Raw genomic sequence first — 14166 nt, 5'->3', positions numbered from 1 at the left:
CATTGGCAGAAGGCCCGATACTACCGAGAAAACCAAGAAAGCCAGACCGAGTTCGGCCTGGCTTGAGTGGGTAATATGAATGCTCCCGATTTGATCCGCGAAATACTCCTCTTCCGAAGCGCTTCTCGGCTCAACTCAACTCGGCTCAACTCCTCTCGTATGAAATTGTGCTCTTCTCTCATCTCAACTCCGGCTCCAGGGCTCCCCTGGATCCGTATCAGCCTTCGGAAAGGTTGATTGGTTTTACTATAGCATAGGGAAGGAAAAAGTGCCATAGGGAAGTCTGAAAAAAAACAGCCTATCCTTATGAAGATTGTCGGATACAATCCTCATCAGCAGTCCCAAAGAAAGAGGCGAGCACCCTTGTCGTGACTAAGCGATGGCTCATTGTCTTTTTCATCGCACCGCTTCTCATCATTCACAATAACATAACAAAAACTTTTGATGCGAATGCTATGATATTTGCTTTTTTTGACATATAATAGCATCAGCATGCGCTCACCTAAAAGGCCCGCCGAATCAGAAAAGGAGTGATCCGTCCATGGCGGAAACTGTGGGAAAAAGACTGTCCCTCCTTGATCGCTACCTCACCCCCCTGATCTTTTTGGCGATGCTTGTTGGGGTAGCCCTGGGCAATTATGTCCCAGGCGTTGTTGACGCGATTCATCGCTATCAGGTCGGTACCACATCCATTCCCATCGCCATCGGTTTGATTCTCATGATGTACCCGCCCCTGGCAAAAGTGCGCTATGAGAAGATGGGGGAAGTCTTTCGCAATTACAAGGTGCTGGCTCTCTCCTTAGTCCAAAACTGGCTGATCGGACCGATTCTCATGTTTGCTCTGGCGCTGATCTTTCTCAAGGACTATCCGGAGTACCTGATCGGCCTCATCCTGATCGGGTTGGCCCGATGCATCGCCATGGTGATCGTCTGGAACGACCTCGCCAAGGGAGACGCCGAATATGCGGCCGGCTTAGTGGCCTTCAACTCCCTGTTCCAGGTGTTGTTTTACTCTTTCTACGCCTACGCCTTCATCACCGTCATGCCGGGCTGGTTTGGCCTGCAAGGCCTGGAGGTGACCATTACGATCGGCCAAATCGCGGAAAGTGTTTTCATTTACCTGGGAATTCCTTTCATCGCCGGCATGGCTACGCGTGCCCTATTCTTGAAAATCAAGGGACGTCAATGGTATGAAAGCCATTTCATCCCCCGAATCAGTCCGCTCACGTTGGTTTCGCTGTTGTTCACCATTATCGTCATGTTCTCCATCAAGGGAAAAGTCATCCTGCAACTGCCGCTGGACGTCCTTCACATCGCCGTTCCGCTCCTGCTCTACTTCATCATCATGTTCCTCATATCTTTTGCGATGGGGAAAAAAGCGGGCGCCGATTACCCCAAAACGACGACCCTGGCCTTTACGGCTGCCAGCAACAACTTCGAACTTGCCATCGCCGTTGCTGTCGGCGTCTTCGGCATTGAATCAGGCGCCGCCTTTGCTGCGGTGATCGGTCCGTTGATTGAAGTGCCTGTCATGATCGCCCTCGTCAACCTGGCATTGCGATTTAAAGAGAAATACTTTGAAAAAGCGAGATTGAGCGAGCCTTAACCTGCATTTGGACTATTTTAACGAAAGATCCCCCCATACGCAGCGTTATAGCATCAACTTTTTTTGATATAGTAGAGGCAGGAGTTGATCACATGGACGTTGTCAAAATCGCTAAAGCCTTCTCGGACCCGTTGCGTTGGCAGATCTTCTTGCGCATCGCCAACCGGGAAGCGACGTTCCACGAGACAAACAAACCGGGCGTCTGCGTCTGCGACTTGGTCGAAGGCATGGGGTTGCTTCAATCCAAGGTTTCTTACCACATCAAAGAACTGAGAGAGGCTGGTTTAATTTCCGAAGTCGCCCAAGGGAAGTGGAACTACTATAACGTAAACCGGGACACCTTGCAGGCCTACCTCCACACAATGAGCCAATTGTTTGATTTGTGACCTTTTTTTGCTCTATTGCATCAAAAATTCTTGATGAATCGACACGGTTAGGAGATGGAAAACCATGTTTGAATGGATTGCCGACCTCGTTGTATACCAGTGGATCGGCCTCACCAAAGGAGAGCACCTCACAAAAGCGCTGCACTTTTTCATTTATGATGTCATGAAAATCCTCTTCCTGTTGACGGTGATCATCTACGCCGTCTCGATTATCCGCAGCTTCTTCCCTCCCGAGCGGACGAAAAAGATCCTGTCCCATAAACGCGAGTTTGTGGGCAACATCGTAGCCGCCCTGCTGGGCGTGGTCACCCCTTTCTGCTCCTGCTCCGCCGTTCCCATGTTTATCGGTCTCGTCGAGTCCGGCGTGCCGCTGGGCGTCACCTTCTCCTTTCTGATCTCTTCCCCGATGGTGAACGAAGTTGCCCTGGTGATGTTGTTCGGGTTGTTCGGCTGGAAAATCGCCGCCATCTACATGGTCACCGGCTTGACCGTCGCTGTCGTCGGCGGGATGATGATCGGCCGGGCCAAGATGGAGAATCAGGTTGCCGAGTATGTCTATCAGATTAAACTGCCGGAGACAGAGATTGAATCGCTCACATGGCAACAGCGTCATGACTATGCCCTGCAATACACGAAGGACATACTCAAAAAGGTCTGGATCTATGTCATCGTCGCCATCGCCATCGGCGGCTTGATTCACGGGTACGCGCCGGAGGACTTCCTGGTTCGGTACGCCGGTCCGGACAACTTCTTCGCCGTGCCGCTGGCGGTGCTCATCGGCATTCCTTTATACTCCAACGCGGCAGGAACGATTCCGATTGTCCATGTGTTGATGGAAAAGGGCATGGCCATGGGCACGGTGCTTGCCTTCATGATGGCCGTCACCGCCCTTTCCTTACCGGAGATGATCATTTTGAAGCAGGTGCTAAAACCGAAGCTGATCGGTGTGTTCGTGGGGATCATGGCGGTAACGATTACCTTTGTGGGGTATCTCTTTAACGCCATCCTATAAAAATTAACGGGAGGAACATCTGATGGAAATCAAGGTCTTGGGCGCCGGCTGCGCCAAATGCAACCAGTTGGAAGGGCTCGTCAAGCAAACGCTCCAGGAACTGGGCAAGGAAGCGAAAGTGGAAAAGGTGACGGACTTCCCGACGATCATGTCCTTCGGCGTCATGGCGACGCCGGCCCTGGTTGTGGACGGGAAGGTGAAGGTTTCGGGGCGGATTCCTTCCGCCGCCGTAGTAAAAAGTTTTTTGGGCTGATCCCGCTGCTGCCGATACCCTGCGACTGACTTGTCCGTGCAACCGGCCGACCTTGTTCATCAATGGTCGGCCAGTTGTCGGTACAGCAGGTGCAAAAGGCACCTTGTTTTGTCTCGCTTTCCGAATCATCGTTTTAGGGGAGGATGCCATGAGCAAGACCGTCCGTTGGGCCATTCTTGGACTCGTGTTTTTTGCTGTTGCGAGTATCCTCGCCTACAAGGAGTATCAAACCGCTGACAGTGATCGTCTGCTTTCTTCGACACCTTTTTAGTCAGAAAAAACAGAGTTCGTCAATGCCAGCATCGTTATTGAAAACGCAAAAAAGGCCAAAAAGCCGGTATGGATCCTCTTCCATTCACAAACATGCCAATCTTGTGTGGAAATGGAGTAGCTCTTTCGCAAAATCGAGCCTGAACTGAATCAAAAAATCGCCTTTGTTGACGTCGATGTGAACGACCCGGCCAACAAGTACCTGCTTCGCAATTTTGAGGTTCGCATGATCCCGACAACAGTGCTGCTGGACAGACATGGTGAAAAGCATTGGGTCCGCGTCGGCGCCATCGCAGAAGCGGAACTGCGGAACCAACTGGAACGCTTGGCCGGTGCGTCATGATCGAGGGCCTGACAGCATTCATTGAGACCGTTGTAACGCAAGGACACTGGCTGGCCATGCTGTTCGTCTTTTTAGGCGGCCTATTGACAAGTATCCCCCACATCGCCCCATGGGGACCTCGGCTGGAACGCGGCGCCGGAGGACTGCTGATCTTGCTAGCTTTATTTATGCTCTGGAATGCCTTTTTCCTGTCGGTTGTGTTCACGGTTGCCGTGGCTGTCAGAAACGCTGTTCCTCTGGGGCGATTTCTTATGCAGGTGATGACGGACGTCATCACGGCAGTGGCTGCTGTTGTTCTTCGCCATGCTGATCGATTGCTCATATGGTAAGGAGTGGTCCCGTTGTTAGCGTTAATCGGTAAAACGCAAAGCTGATGAAAGTCTTGGCGGTGTTTTTTTACTGGCAGGACTCAGCGTCGGCGTGACAGCCTCGGGCGCCAGCTTCTCCCCCTGCTGAGGGTCGGGAAGGACCTTCTGGACCGCCAAAGACTGGCTCATGTTATTGACTCGCTCATGTTCTAGGCGACACGCATCAAAATCGGCGACATGCTGACCAGAGGAACCTGGGAGACGAAAGGCGCGAAAAGCAGAACGAGCAGGAAGACGGTCAACGAATGGACGAGGGCGACCACCGGCGTGGCGCCGCCGCTGCGGATGTTCGTCGCCGTACGGGCGATAGCGCCCGTGGCGGGGATACCGCCGAAGAAGGACACGACCAGGTTGGCGATCCCTTGGCTGATCAGCTCGCGGTTGCTGTCGTAGCGCTTGCCCGTCATACCATCGGCGACGACGCAGGAGAGGAGCGACTCGATGCTGCCCAAGGTTGCGATGGTCAGCGCTAGCCCCAGCATCTGCTGGGCTCTCTCCAGGTTGAGGGCATCGTTTTCACGTCTCTGTCTTCCGGAGAGACGCTCTGCTGCAGGTACTGGTGGCAAAGGCTGACGGCACGCATCACCGTCGGCTCATCCGATGCTATGTAGACGGATGTCGACCTTTGCCGGCGGCCAGGCGTCAGGATCACCTGGTCGCCTTCTTTTAAAATGTAGCCGTAATCCTTCATTTTTAACGCCGCGTTTTCCCGGCATACCAGCGAAACTTCCAATAATGGATTCGTCTCCAGCAAGCCGCTGATGTAGATCAGATGCTCAACGAAATCGGCTGAAGAGACGATTATGTTTTCCGATTCAAAGAACTCCCAGCCGCCGTATGTGACACCGCCTCGATGGGCGATTTCCTCCAGCCTGTCTATATGGTAGACTCCTAGTATAACAAGAACAGGCTCATTCGAGGAGAAAATGTCCTTGAGACCGCCGTTCCAATTTTTATTCGGGACTTGCACCGTGATGGCAAGGCCCATGCCGGGTGCACTAAAAATATCCCCCAAAAGGGGGTCCAAAACAACAGCCGGCAGAGAAACAGCCCAGCCGCATCATGGCCATCGCCAAACCAAGATGGTCCCCTCCCAAGTTCCGGAGAAATCGGGCGCCAGTTCCACCTTCCAGCAGGAGTTTGAGTCCATCCGTTTGATGTGAACAGTTCCTGTCGTCTTGGCCAGCGTTACATCCCACTTCAGCGTCCCGTCATTGTCCAGATGCTTCTTGCTGTTGCCGCCAACAGCGCCCTCTCCTTGCAGTTCAAAGTCGACATCTGTCCCGTCCGTGCCGACAGCAGGGATCGTTGCGCTGACCTTCCACTCTTTCGGCCCACCTTCTGCAATCAGATCGATCCTCGTCGTCATCAGTGCCGCATCCATACTTAACGGGGCTAGCCCCTTTTCCCTACGCAGGTCATTGAGCACATAGAGCACCGCCCGATCGATCGACAAGAGCCCGCCCCCCTAACTCCGGTGGCGCCAGGTTAGATCGATCACCGACGGTCACGTCCTCCAAGGCAGTTTTCTTCAAGATGGCTTCGATATCACCGGCGCTGAGTTTTGGATGGATCGAACGAAGCAACGCCGCCGCGGCAGCCACATGCGGTGTAGCCATACTTGTTCCTCCATGGTCGTTGACAATGACGCCATCCTTGCTCACCCCATGGACAGCCTGTTGTCCAGGCGCCGCGATCGTCACCTCATAGTTCGGGCCCGCCATATTGCTGGATTTGGCGCGGGTGCCGTCATTTCTCACATTACCCACGGTGATCATGTTCGGCAGATTCAAGCCACTCGGATAGCGCCGGCTTCCGTCAAACACTTTGCCATTGTCGCCGGCAGAGCAGACAAAGAGAACGGTAATGTTTCGCATTTACAGTTTTTTCTCATCTTCTCTTGACGATATCCAGGAGGAGCAATAGACTGTATGTAGAGTGACTCTCCAAAGGGAATACGCGATGGAGTTCGCGGTAAAGCCGTTTTGCGGATGATGACTCCTACTCGATTTTTCGGGTGGGAGTCTGTCTTTTTATGAAAGTGGCCATTCTTTTGTATGTAGGTAGCCATTCTCTATAGGAGGTTGTTCCTGTTTGACCATCCTTTTATTCGCTCTCGGTGGTTTTATTGCCGCAGCCGTATCGGGGGCGGTCGGATTCGGGGGAGCATTATTATTGCTACCCGTATTGACCCATTCAGTTGGAGCTACCGTCGCAGTCCCTGTCTTAACGATTGCTCAATTAATCGGGAATCTTTCAAGAGTATATTTCGGATACAAAGAAATTTCTTGGAAGCCTATTGGCTTTTTCATAACGGGCGCAATTCCTATGAGTTGTCTCGGAGCGTTTTCTTTTGTCACGGTTCCCAAAGAGCTTATTACAAAAGCGATTGGCTTGGCGGTTATCGGCTTTGTGATCTTACAACATTTCAAAATGATCGATATTCCAAATAATGCCCGGGTAATGGTGATCGGAGGCGGCATTGTCGGTTTGTTATCGGGCTTGGTCGGAAGCGCAGGGCCGTTGGGGGCAATGTTGTTTTTTTCACTTAATCTGCCTCCCCTATCTTATATTGCCAGTGAAGCAGTCACTGCTGTTGCGATGCATGTTACGAAGATCATCATATACCAACGATATCTTGATATTGGGCCTGCGGCTATCGCGATCGGGTTTGGCATAGGTATCTCGATGATCGCGGGAACATGGGCAGGAAGAAAGGTGATCGAGCAATTACCCAAAAGTGTATTCAAAAAGGTTGTATCGTTGCTCTTGGTTCTCGCGGGGCTACAACTTCTGTTCGCCGGTTAGTTTTTTATAAAAAGAAACGGAGGAATTAAGGATGTTACACAGTGTGATCCGGGGGTGTCCCCAACGAGGTCCAGCCCTTATTCCCCAAGAGGGCCAATGGGTTTCGCTAAAAAGGATTGAAGACATCAACGGCTTAACGCATGGTGTGGGCGCATGTGCTCCGCAACAAGGGACTTGCAAACTAACGCTTAATGTAAAAAATGGGATTATCGAGGATGCCTTGGTAGAAACAATCGGTTGCTCCGGAATGACACAGTCAGCAGCAATGGCTGCTGAGATTTTACCTGGTAAAACGGTGCTGGAAGCCCTAAATACCGACCTCGTATGTGACGCTATTAACGTGGCCATGCGGGAGTTGTTTTTGCAAATTTCCTATGGTCGCACGCAAACCGCTTTTTCAGAAGGTGGACTTCCGGAGGGTTCTGCTGCGGAAGAACTGGGAAAATTTATCCGTTCTCAAGTCGGTACCCATATCGGCTCTAAAAGCAAAGGGCCACGTTATCTGGAGATGACAGAGGGCTATGTGACTCGACTTGCCTTAGATGAAAACGACGAAATCATCGGATACGAATACGTCAATCTTGGCGCCATGATGCATTTCATCCGGAAGGGCACCGAGGCTACGGAAGCCCTGAAAAAGGCTACCGGTACATACGGACGCTATTCGGAAGGCAAGACCTTTATTGATCCTCGCGAGGAATAGGGGGAGGAAGATATATGAGGTTGTTTGAGGGATATGAACGGCGGGAATCTCGCATTCAAGCTGCATTAGCGGCCGCTTCTCTTGCCGATTTACAAGAGGCGAAAAGGGTCTGTGATGAGGCGGGTATTCATGTGGAGGCAACCGTTCGAAACATCCAACCTATTGCCTTTGATAATGCCTTGTGGGCATATACATTAGGCGTGGCGCTAGCCCTAAAAGGGTCTGTGAGGAATGCAATCGATGCCGCCATAAAAATCGGCGAGGGGTTGCAGGCCTTTACGATTCCAGGTTCCGTAGCAGATCAACGACAAGTTGGGATCGGGCATGGTCGCCTCGCCGCGATGCTGCTCAAAGAAGAAACCCGAACCTTTGCGTTTGTGGCGGGTCACGAATCCTTTGCGGCAGCGGAAGGGGCTTTGGGGGTAGTTAAATATGCAAACCGTGCAAGAAAAGCACCCCTGAAGGTCATTTTGGTTGGCTTGGGGAAAGACGCGGCCCACATCATCGCCCGAATGACGGGCTTCACCTTTGTCGAGACAGCATACGACTTCAAAACGGCTACGCTTGAAATACTCGGCGAAAAAAGATATTCAAAGCAGGAACGTGCTGCAGTTAAGGTTTATGGAACTTTTTCGGTTGATGAAGGCGTCGCAATCCTCCAACATGAATCGGTCGATGTCTCCATTACCGGCAACTCGACAAACCCGGTTCGATTCCAGCATCCCTGTGTCGGCATATACAAAAAATGGTGTTTCGAAAAGGGCAAACCGTTCTTTTCCGTGGCTTCTGGCGGCGGTACTGGGAGGACCCTTCACCCGGATAATGTGGCGGCAGGCCCAGCATCCTATGGGCTGACGGATACGATGGGCCGGATGCATTCCGATGCGCAATTTGCAGGATCGTCTTCGGTCCCGGCTCATGTTGACATGATGGGTTTTATCGGTATGGGGAATAATCCGATTGTCGGTGCAACAGTCGCGCTGGCTGTCATGGTCGATGCCGCACTGCATGGAAAGGATATAACCAGATAAGATGAGTTACCTGGCAGTCGCTTTAGGCGGTTTTGTGGGAGCCCTATTACGGTTTGAAATCGGACATTTTTTTTCGTCTTTCGTACAACAGAGTGGATTCCCCTGGGGTACGTTGATCATCAATCTTACTGGATGTTTTATGTTGTCTTTATTTTTAACACTCACATTGGATTTTGTTTCGATAAACCCGAATCTTCGATTGGGCGTATCTACGGGGTTTTTAGGTGCATATACCACTTTTTCCACCTTTGCATTGGAGAGCATTCAGCTGCTTCAACAAGGACAATACTGGAATTTTGGAATCTACATCTTCTCCAGTGTGTTGCTTGGAATCGCCATGTCTGCTTTTGGACTGTTCACCGCAAGAGCCATTGCCGAATATCGAAGGAATAAATTTGGCGAAGAGGAAGAACTCTCGGAAAACACCATAGGTCGTTAGGAGTTCATAAATGGAGATACTGATTATTGGAATTGGCGGGATTACCGGGGCGTTGAGCCGATATGCCATTGGTAAGTACCTGTCCAGGATCGCTTTCCTTTCATTTCCCACGGCAACGTTCTTGATCAATGTTACCGGATCATTTTTTCTCGGATTGTTGGCAATGAATATGGTTCAGCATCCTACAGGTGGCCTTATTGAAAAGTATGGGTTTCAAGTCGGCTTTTTAGGCGCCTATACAACCTTTTCGACATTTACCTATGAGTCGATCCGACTGATCGAAGAAGGGGAATGGATGATTTTTTTTCTATACACAGCAGGGAGTACAATCGCTGGATTGGTTGCTTGTTTGATGGGAATCAGCCTGAAATTCATTTGACGAGGAAGTGACGAAATGACGTTACCATCGGGAAAAGCGAAGATGCTGAAAATATATGTAGGCGAAACTGAGAAGTTTGGGAATAAATCTTTATATCATGCGATCCTTTTGAAACTCAAAGAAAATGGATTGGCTGGGGTGACGGTTTCTCGTGGTGTGGAAAGCTATGGAGCCGCGAACCGTATCCGAACGACTCGAATTCTAGATTTATCGGCAGATTTGCCGATGATTATTGAGGCGGTTGATACCAGCGAAACCATTGACAGGGTTTTGCCTTTCATTTCGGAAATGGTGAAGAAGGGCTTAATCATTACCTTTGATGTCGATGTCATTAAACAAGGATAGTCCAAAGCACCAGAACCTGTGCCGTGTTGAGGACCACGAACCGGTCAGGGTGATCACCGGATGATCATCCGTGAGGTCTGTATCGATGTACGTAGGGGCATGAAAAAAGGCGCGCCGTTTGCTTCTCGCCAAAGACCGCAAACCCGCACCCTGACTGGATTTTAAGTTGGTGGAGATGAGCGGGATCGAACCGCTGGCCTCCTGCATGCGAAGCAGGCGCTCTCCCAGCTGAGCTACACCCCCACGTGACAAAAGGTATTATAGCGCAAAAGGAGGCCCAATGCAAGTGGTATTGGGCCTCCTTTTTTATCCACCAACCCTACGCCTTCGGCTTTTTCTGCTCCTCCGGCTTCAGCTTCTCGACGACAATCGCACAGTCGGGGCAGACGTGCTGGCAGATGCCGCAGGCGATGCAGGCGGGGTCCTGCTGCACCTCGACGGCAGGGGTGCCGTAGACGCCCAGTTTCTTCGACCAGGTGATCGTATCGGTCGGGCACTTCTCGATGCAGAGCCCGCAGCCTTTGCAGAGGCCGGGGAACACGCTGTGGCGCCCTTTGCCGCTCTCAATCGTATAAACTTTCCATTCAGCCACGGAAGACGTACCTCCTTCTCGGTGGAGTCAAATCACACTACCCTGACGGGTAATCCCATGGGCTCACCCTGTCGGATTCACCTGCAGTGACGGTTCACGATACAACGTTCGTCGCTTCCGTCCCCTTTATGGCGGTGCAATCTTACAGTTGCCCCTCCACCAGTTGCATGCCCCGCTCCAAGGCGCGGTAGTTCAACTCGCGCAGTTTGGGGTCCTGCTCGAATTTGTAGCCCAGTTTGTCTTCCAGGGCCTGTTTGGCACGCTCTTCACTGACGACGTGGGTGGCGCGGACAACGGCGCCCATGATGATGATGTTGAATACCCGGGGGTGCAGTTCGTTCTTGGCCGTGTCGATGGCGGGGATGCCGATGACCTTCTTGGCGCCTTTCGGCAGGTCGTCTTCGACGCCTTCGATGAAGGTGTCATAGACGAAGACGGTGTTCCCGTCGACGTACTGGGCGCAGCGGCGGATGGCGCGGTCGGAGAGGGCAATGACGATGTCGGCCTTCTCAAACTTGGGCGAGCCCACCTTCTCCTTGTCCGAGATCTGGACGAAGGCGATGGAGACGCCGCCGCGCTGTTCGACGCCGAAGTTGGGGATGTAGAGGGCTTCCTTCCCTTCCTCGTTGGCCGCCTCGGTGAGGATCTCGGCGACGGACTGCACGCCCTGGCCGCCTTCGCCGGCGAGGGCGATTTTGACGACTTTGGCCATGGTTATCCCTCCTGCTTGGCGGCGGGGACTTTCAGCTCGCCGACTTTGAAGTATTTGGTCATTTCCTTCTCGACGAACTCCCAGGTCTTGGCCGCGTTCATCCGCCAGTTGGTCGGGCAGGCGGAGAGGGCCTCGACAAAGGAGAATCCGTTGCCGTCGATCTGGTTTTGCAGGGCCTTTTTCATCATCCGTGTGAGTTGCGGGATGTTGGCCATCGTCCCCCGGGCCACGTAGGCCGAGGCGGGCGTGATGGCGGCGACCATCTCGGGGCCGAGGGTCGGGTTGCCTGTGGCGTCCACATCGCGGCCGTAGGGCGACGTCTCCGTCTTCATCCCCGGCAAGGTCGTCGGCGCCATCTGGCCGCCGGTCATGCCGTACTGGGCGTTGTTGGCCAGGATGACGGTGAGTTTTTCGTTGCGGCTGGCGGCGTTGACCAGGTGCTGGGCGCCGATGGCGTAGCCGCCGCCGTCGCCCATGTAGGCGATGCAGATCAGTTCGGGACGGGCGCGCTTGATGCCGGTCATGACGGGCGTCGTGCGGCCATGGTGGGTCTGGATGGCGTCACAGTTGAAGAAGTCCCAGGACAAAAGGGAACAGCCGATGTCACAGCCGAAGACGACGCGGTCCTGGATGCCGAGCTCGTCGATGGCGGTCCCCAGGGCTTTTAAGATATCGCCGTGGCCGCAGCCGGGACAAAACTTGTGCGGTTTTGTCTCCTGCCGCCAGCACTTGGGCATTTTCGGTTCTAATACAGTCGCCGTTGTCATCGCGTCACCCTCCCCTTAGGCCATGGCCTTGATTTTCTTGACGATTTCGTCGGATGTGATGCCCTGGCCCGGCTTGAAGATGGTCTCCATCGGTGTGGTGAGGCCGTAGAGAGACGGCAGCGCCAGGCGGGCGAATTGCCCTTCCGCCGATTCGACGATGAGCAGCTTTTTCGCCTTCTGGACGACGTTGCGCAAGGGCTCCGCCGGAAAGGGGCGCAAGGTGATGGGACGGAACATGCCGGCCTTCACGCCTTCGGCCCGCAGTTCGCGGATGGCCTCGACAGCGGCCCGGGAGACGATGCCGTGGCAGAGGATGACCACATCGGCGTCATCGCATTCCATCGTCGTGTGCTCGACGATCTCGGGGGCAAATTTTTCATACGTCGCCACCAGGTCCTTGACGACTTCGTAGAGTTCTTCTTCCGTGTTGTAGGTGTTGCGCAGGTGGGCCGGGTCGCGGTCTGCGCCGGCTTTGCCAGGCAGGCCGACAAGGGGGTAGGTGTCAACCATCTTGATGCCCCGCAGTTCCGGGTCATACATGGTCAGCGACTCGCGCATCTTAGCCTGGTAGCCGTCGCCGAGGACGAAGGTGGGGAAACGGTATTTCCAGGCCGTGTTGAAGGCCTTGATCGTGTAATCGTAGAGCTCCTGGTGGTTGGCCGTCGAGTAGACGACGCGCAGGCCCTCGCCGTTGGCGCCGTAGCAGGTCATGGTCACTTCCTGCTGGGAGTAGATGACGGTCGCCGTCGACGGGCCGCCCCGCTGCTGGATGATGAAGACGGCGGGGATGCGCATCATCTCGGCCATGGACATGGGCTCTTGCATGAGCGTGTTGCCGGGGCCGGCTGTGGCCGTAAAGGCCCGCTTGCCCGAGAGGACGCCGCCGCAGGTGGTAAAGCCGGCTGAGATCTCGTCCTCGGTCTGCAAAAAACTCCGGTTGTGCTTGGGCGCCAGGCGCGTCCAGTAGTGCATGATCTCGTTTTGCGGCGTAATGGGGTAGCCGTACATGATATCCACGCCGGCCGCCAGCGCCGCGTAGGCGCAGACCTCGTTGCCGGTCATGAACATCCGCTTTTCACCTTGAATCGGCTTGTCTGCCATGGGTCAGGCACACCTCCTGAAACGTGTATGTTGGTCGTTGAACGAATGTTTCGGGCGTCGATTGGCCCGTTTGGCCCATCCTCTGAAACTGATGTTACCAGAAAGACCGGGGCATAAAGCGCTGTAAAAAACGCACTGGCTGGCCCAGCACGTCCTCCGGCTTCAGCTTCCCCCGAAACCGCTTGTCGGCGGCGGTGGCCACCACCGGGAGGCCCAGTTCCCGGGCGGCGGCGTCGACAAGGCTCGCCCCTTCCCGGATGATCGCCAGATCCGTCTCCTCCGCCAGATGGGTGTTGTTAAGCAGGCCGTGGACAGGTCCGAGGCCGCGCACATGATCGACGATCTCCTCGACAGAGGAGGTCATGGGCCGGGAGGCGTTGATGACGGCGATGATGCGCAGGTCCTGGTCTTCATGGGCGCCGTGGAGCAGGTTGAGTGTCTTAGAGCCCTCGACGCCGTAGCCGATATCCAGCACCAGATCGCCTTCGCGGCGCAGGGACCAGAGCATGTCCCCCCGGATCAGGGTCCCCGCCTCGCCGAGACCCATGGTGGCCCGCGTCTCCCAGGCGACCACCTGCAACCCCTTTTCCTCCAGTTCCTTTTTGATCGGCCGGAGGGTGTAAAAGGGTTCGACGATGTCCAGGTCGACGATCGTCACCGGCTGCCGGCCCTGCGCCAGCAGTTCCAGGGCGCGGTTGACGGCGTTTTCACTCTTTCCGCTGGCATACTCGCCCACGTAGGCCTCAACGACCCGCTGGCGTTCTGTGCCGGAAATGGTCACCACCTCCGCTAGCGTGTATTTTTCCCGACCATTGACAATTCATGCCCGTTAATCTGATGACTTTCTCTTTTCTATAGCCTTTTCGGACACGAAACAACAGGGACAAATGCCCCTTCGTTAAAAACATCGTAGGATCATGCTGGCTTTATCATCCAATTGTAGTGAAACATTGGATTCCAGTCAACGATAGATTATCAGTTTGATCTGGCCGTTGCAAGCTTAAGGATTGAATTCATAATTAACGGACGATAGCTGGGAAAAGAAAGGCCT

General features: G+C 53.8%; 22 protein-coding genes, 1 tRNA gene and 1 riboswitch. Of the genes, 13 read left to right on the top strand and 10 right to left on the bottom strand.

Annotated elements, in window-relative coordinates; all coding sequences use genetic code 11:
• The first annotated feature begins 541 nt into the window (after positions 1–541).
• The 7 genes from arsB to AC0CW1_RS12320 all read left to right on the top strand — a co-directional run bounded on the left by arsB (position 542) and on the right by AC0CW1_RS12320 (position 4199).
• On the top strand, positions 542–1606 hold the full coding sequence (gene arsB, locus AC0CW1_RS12350) for an ACR3 family arsenite efflux transporter (protein ID WP_488183333.1): 1065 nt from the start codon (positions 542–544) through the stop codon (positions 1604–1606).
• A gap of 92 nt (positions 1607–1698) precedes the next feature.
• Positions 1699–1992, top strand: coding sequence for an ArsR/SmtB family transcription factor (locus AC0CW1_RS12345; RefSeq protein WP_488183332.1), 294 nt, complete (start codon positions 1699–1701; stop codon positions 1990–1992).
• 64 nt (positions 1993–2056) lie between these two features.
• On the top strand, positions 2057–3004 hold the full coding sequence (locus AC0CW1_RS12340) for a permease (protein ID WP_488183331.1): 948 nt from the start codon (positions 2057–2059) through the stop codon (positions 3002–3004).
• Between the two features lie 22 nt (positions 3005–3026).
• The gene (locus AC0CW1_RS12335) at positions 3027–3257 is read left to right on the top strand and encodes a thioredoxin family protein (protein ID WP_488183330.1); all 231 of its coding nucleotides are present in this window, start codon (positions 3027–3029) and stop codon (positions 3255–3257) included.
• Between the two features lie 148 nt (positions 3258–3405).
• Complete coding sequence (locus AC0CW1_RS12330; protein ID WP_488183329.1) at positions 3406–3528, top strand: hypothetical protein; 123 nt, start codon at positions 3406–3408, stop codon at positions 3526–3528.
• A 177-nt stretch (positions 3529–3705) separates the two neighbouring features.
• Positions 3706–3870 carry a TlpA family protein disulfide reductase gene (locus tag AC0CW1_RS12325; RefSeq protein WP_488183328.1) on the top strand — a complete coding sequence of 55 codons (165 nt, stop codon included), beginning with the start codon at positions 3706–3708 and terminating at the stop codon, positions 3868–3870.
• Positions 3867–4199 carry a hypothetical protein gene (locus AC0CW1_RS12320; RefSeq protein WP_488183327.1) on the top strand — a complete coding sequence of 111 codons (333 nt, stop codon included), beginning with the start codon at positions 3867–3869 and terminating at the stop codon, positions 4197–4199. Before AC0CW1_RS12325 ends, AC0CW1_RS12320 begins: the two co-directional genes overlap by 4 nt.
• A gap of 188 nt (positions 4200–4387) precedes the next feature.
• Here the strand turns inward: AC0CW1_RS12320 and AC0CW1_RS12315 are convergent, their stop codons facing one another.
• From AC0CW1_RS12315 to AC0CW1_RS12300, 4 genes are all read right to left on the bottom strand, one after another.
• Positions 4388–4720: a SulP family inorganic anion transporter gene (locus AC0CW1_RS12315; RefSeq protein ID WP_488183326.1), complete on the bottom strand. Its 333-nt coding sequence runs from the start codon at positions 4718–4720 to the stop codon at positions 4388–4390.
• On the bottom strand, positions 4708–5226 hold the full coding sequence (locus tag AC0CW1_RS12310) for a hypothetical protein (RefSeq protein ID WP_488183325.1): 519 nt from the start codon (positions 5224–5226) through the stop codon (positions 4708–4710). The genes AC0CW1_RS12315 and AC0CW1_RS12310 overlap by 13 nt, the downstream gene beginning before the upstream one ends.
• A 72-nt stretch (positions 5227–5298) precedes the next feature.
• The gene (locus tag AC0CW1_RS12305) at positions 5299–5694 is read right to left on the bottom strand and encodes a hypothetical protein (protein WP_488183324.1); all 396 of its coding nucleotides are present in this window, start codon (positions 5692–5694) and stop codon (positions 5299–5301) included.
• Complete coding sequence (locus AC0CW1_RS12300; RefSeq protein WP_488183323.1) at positions 5657–6115, bottom strand: S8 family serine peptidase; 459 nt, start codon at positions 6113–6115, stop codon at positions 5657–5659. The genes AC0CW1_RS12305 and AC0CW1_RS12300 overlap by 38 nt, the downstream gene beginning before the upstream one ends.
• A gap of 72 nt (positions 6116–6187) precedes the next feature.
• A riboswitch (Fluoride riboswitch) is annotated at positions 6188–6249 on the top strand.
• 83 nt (positions 6250–6332) lie between these two features.
• On the opposite strand from AC0CW1_RS12300, the gene AC0CW1_RS12295 reads away from it, so the two are divergent.
• Genes AC0CW1_RS12295 through AC0CW1_RS12270 form a run of 6 tightly spaced genes read left to right on the top strand, consistent with a single transcriptional unit; the run spans position 6333 to position 9943 of the window.
• A complete protein-coding gene (locus AC0CW1_RS12295; protein ID WP_488183322.1) occupies positions 6333–7046 on the top strand; it encodes a sulfite exporter TauE/SafE family protein in 714 nt (237 codons plus the stop codon).
• Between the two features lie 31 nt (positions 7047–7077).
• Complete coding sequence (locus AC0CW1_RS12290; protein ID WP_488183321.1) at positions 7078–7749, top strand: iron-sulfur cluster assembly scaffold protein; 672 nt, start codon at positions 7078–7080, stop codon at positions 7747–7749.
• Positions 7750–7763: 14 nt separating this feature from the next.
• The gene (locus tag AC0CW1_RS12285) at positions 7764–8780 is read left to right on the top strand and encodes a GGGtGRT protein (protein WP_488183320.1); all 1017 of its coding nucleotides are present in this window, start codon (positions 7764–7766) and stop codon (positions 8778–8780) included.
• Between the two features lies 1 nt (position 8781).
• Positions 8782–9219, top strand: coding sequence for a fluoride efflux transporter CrcB (gene crcB, locus AC0CW1_RS12280; protein WP_488183319.1), 438 nt, complete (start codon positions 8782–8784; stop codon positions 9217–9219).
• Between the two features lie 10 nt (positions 9220–9229).
• On the top strand, positions 9230–9598 hold the full coding sequence (crcB, locus tag AC0CW1_RS12275; protein ID WP_488183318.1) for a fluoride efflux transporter CrcB: 369 nt from the start codon (positions 9230–9232) through the stop codon (positions 9596–9598).
• 15 nt (positions 9599–9613) lie between these two features.
• Positions 9614–9943 (top strand): DUF190 domain-containing protein, encoded by a 330-nt coding sequence (locus AC0CW1_RS12270; protein WP_012282281.1) that lies wholly within the window; start codon positions 9614–9616, stop codon positions 9941–9943.
• Positions 9944–10110: 167 nt separating this feature from the next.
• Here AC0CW1_RS12270 and AC0CW1_RS12265 read toward each other — a convergent pair.
• The 6 genes from AC0CW1_RS12265 to AC0CW1_RS12240 all read right to left on the bottom strand — a co-directional run bounded on the left by AC0CW1_RS12265 (position 10111) and on the right by AC0CW1_RS12240 (position 13896).
• Positions 10111–10186, bottom strand: a tRNA-Ala gene (locus AC0CW1_RS12265).
• 76 nt (positions 10187–10262) lie between these two features.
• Complete coding sequence (locus AC0CW1_RS12260) at positions 10263–10535, bottom strand: 4Fe-4S dicluster domain-containing protein (RefSeq protein ID WP_161256222.1); 273 nt, start codon at positions 10533–10535, stop codon at positions 10263–10265.
• A gap of 142 nt (positions 10536–10677) precedes the next feature.
• Positions 10678–11247 (bottom strand): 2-oxoacid:ferredoxin oxidoreductase subunit gamma family protein, encoded by a 570-nt coding sequence (locus AC0CW1_RS12255; RefSeq protein ID WP_161256218.1) that lies wholly within the window; start codon positions 11245–11247, stop codon positions 10678–10680.
• A 2-nt stretch (positions 11248–11249) separates the two neighbouring features.
• Complete coding sequence (locus AC0CW1_RS12250; RefSeq protein WP_161256215.1) at positions 11250–12014, bottom strand: thiamine pyrophosphate-dependent enzyme; 765 nt, start codon at positions 12012–12014, stop codon at positions 11250–11252.
• Positions 12015–12029: 15 nt separating this feature from the next.
• Positions 12030–13115 carry a transketolase C-terminal domain-containing protein gene (locus tag AC0CW1_RS12245; RefSeq protein ID WP_488183317.1) on the bottom strand — a complete coding sequence of 362 codons (1086 nt, stop codon included), beginning with the start codon at positions 13113–13115 and terminating at the stop codon, positions 12030–12032.
• A gap of 94 nt (positions 13116–13209) precedes the next feature.
• Positions 13210–13896 (bottom strand): hypothetical protein, encoded by a 687-nt coding sequence (locus tag AC0CW1_RS12240; protein WP_488183316.1) that lies wholly within the window; start codon positions 13894–13896, stop codon positions 13210–13212.
• Positions 13897–14166 lie beyond the last annotated feature (270 nt).

The organism is Heliomicrobium sulfidophilum (assembly GCF_057715735.1).
Note: the sequence above shows the minus strand (reverse complement) of the source record. Positions and strands in the feature narration are given on the sequence as shown.

Coding starts and splice junctions, on each gene's coding strand:
- AC0CW1_RS12255 (WP_161256218.1), bottom strand. CDS start 11,247: ATGGCCAAAGTCGTCAAAATCGCCCTCGCCGGCGAAGGCGGCCAGGGC.
- AC0CW1_RS12330 (WP_488183329.1), top strand. CDS start 3,406: ATGAGCAAGACCGTCCGTTGGGCCATTCTTGGACTCGTGTTTTTTGCT.
- AC0CW1_RS12250 (WP_161256215.1), bottom strand. CDS start 12,014: ATGACAACGGCGACTGTATTAGAACCGAAAATGCCCAAGTGCTGGCGG.
- crcB (WP_488183318.1), top strand. CDS start 9,230: ATGGAGATACTGATTATTGGAATTGGCGGGATTACCGGGGCGTTGAGC.
- AC0CW1_RS12335 (WP_488183330.1), top strand. CDS start 3,027: ATGGAAATCAAGGTCTTGGGCGCCGGCTGCGCCAAATGCAACCAGTTG.
- AC0CW1_RS12320 (WP_488183327.1), top strand. CDS start 3,867: ATGATCGAGGGCCTGACAGCATTCATTGAGACCGTTGTAACGCAAGGA.
- arsB (WP_488183333.1), top strand. CDS start 542: ATGGCGGAAACTGTGGGAAAAAGACTGTCCCTCCTTGATCGCTACCTC.
- AC0CW1_RS12270 (WP_012282281.1), top strand. CDS start 9,614: ATGACGTTACCATCGGGAAAAGCGAAGATGCTGAAAATATATGTAGGC.
- AC0CW1_RS12290 (WP_488183321.1), top strand. CDS start 7,078: ATGTTACACAGTGTGATCCGGGGGTGTCCCCAACGAGGTCCAGCCCTT.
- AC0CW1_RS12345 (WP_488183332.1), top strand. CDS start 1,699: ATGGACGTTGTCAAAATCGCTAAAGCCTTCTCGGACCCGTTGCGTTGG.
- AC0CW1_RS12340 (WP_488183331.1), top strand. CDS start 2,057: ATGTTTGAATGGATTGCCGACCTCGTTGTATACCAGTGGATCGGCCTC.
- crcB (WP_488183319.1), top strand. CDS start 8,782: ATGAGTTACCTGGCAGTCGCTTTAGGCGGTTTTGTGGGAGCCCTATTA.
- AC0CW1_RS12310 (WP_488183325.1), bottom strand. CDS start 5,226: ATGGGCCTTGCCATCACGGTGCAAGTCCCGAATAAAAATTGGAACGGC.
- AC0CW1_RS12300 (WP_488183323.1), bottom strand. CDS start 6,115: ATGCGAAACATTACCGTTCTCTTTGTCTGCTCTGCCGGCGACAATGGC.
- AC0CW1_RS12245 (WP_488183317.1), bottom strand. CDS start 13,115: ATGGCAGACAAGCCGATTCAAGGTGAAAAGCGGATGTTCATGACCGGC.
- AC0CW1_RS12315 (WP_488183326.1), bottom strand. CDS start 4,720: ATGCTGGGGCTAGCGCTGACCATCGCAACCTTGGGCAGCATCGAGTCG.
- AC0CW1_RS12285 (WP_488183320.1), top strand. CDS start 7,764: ATGAGGTTGTTTGAGGGATATGAACGGCGGGAATCTCGCATTCAAGCT.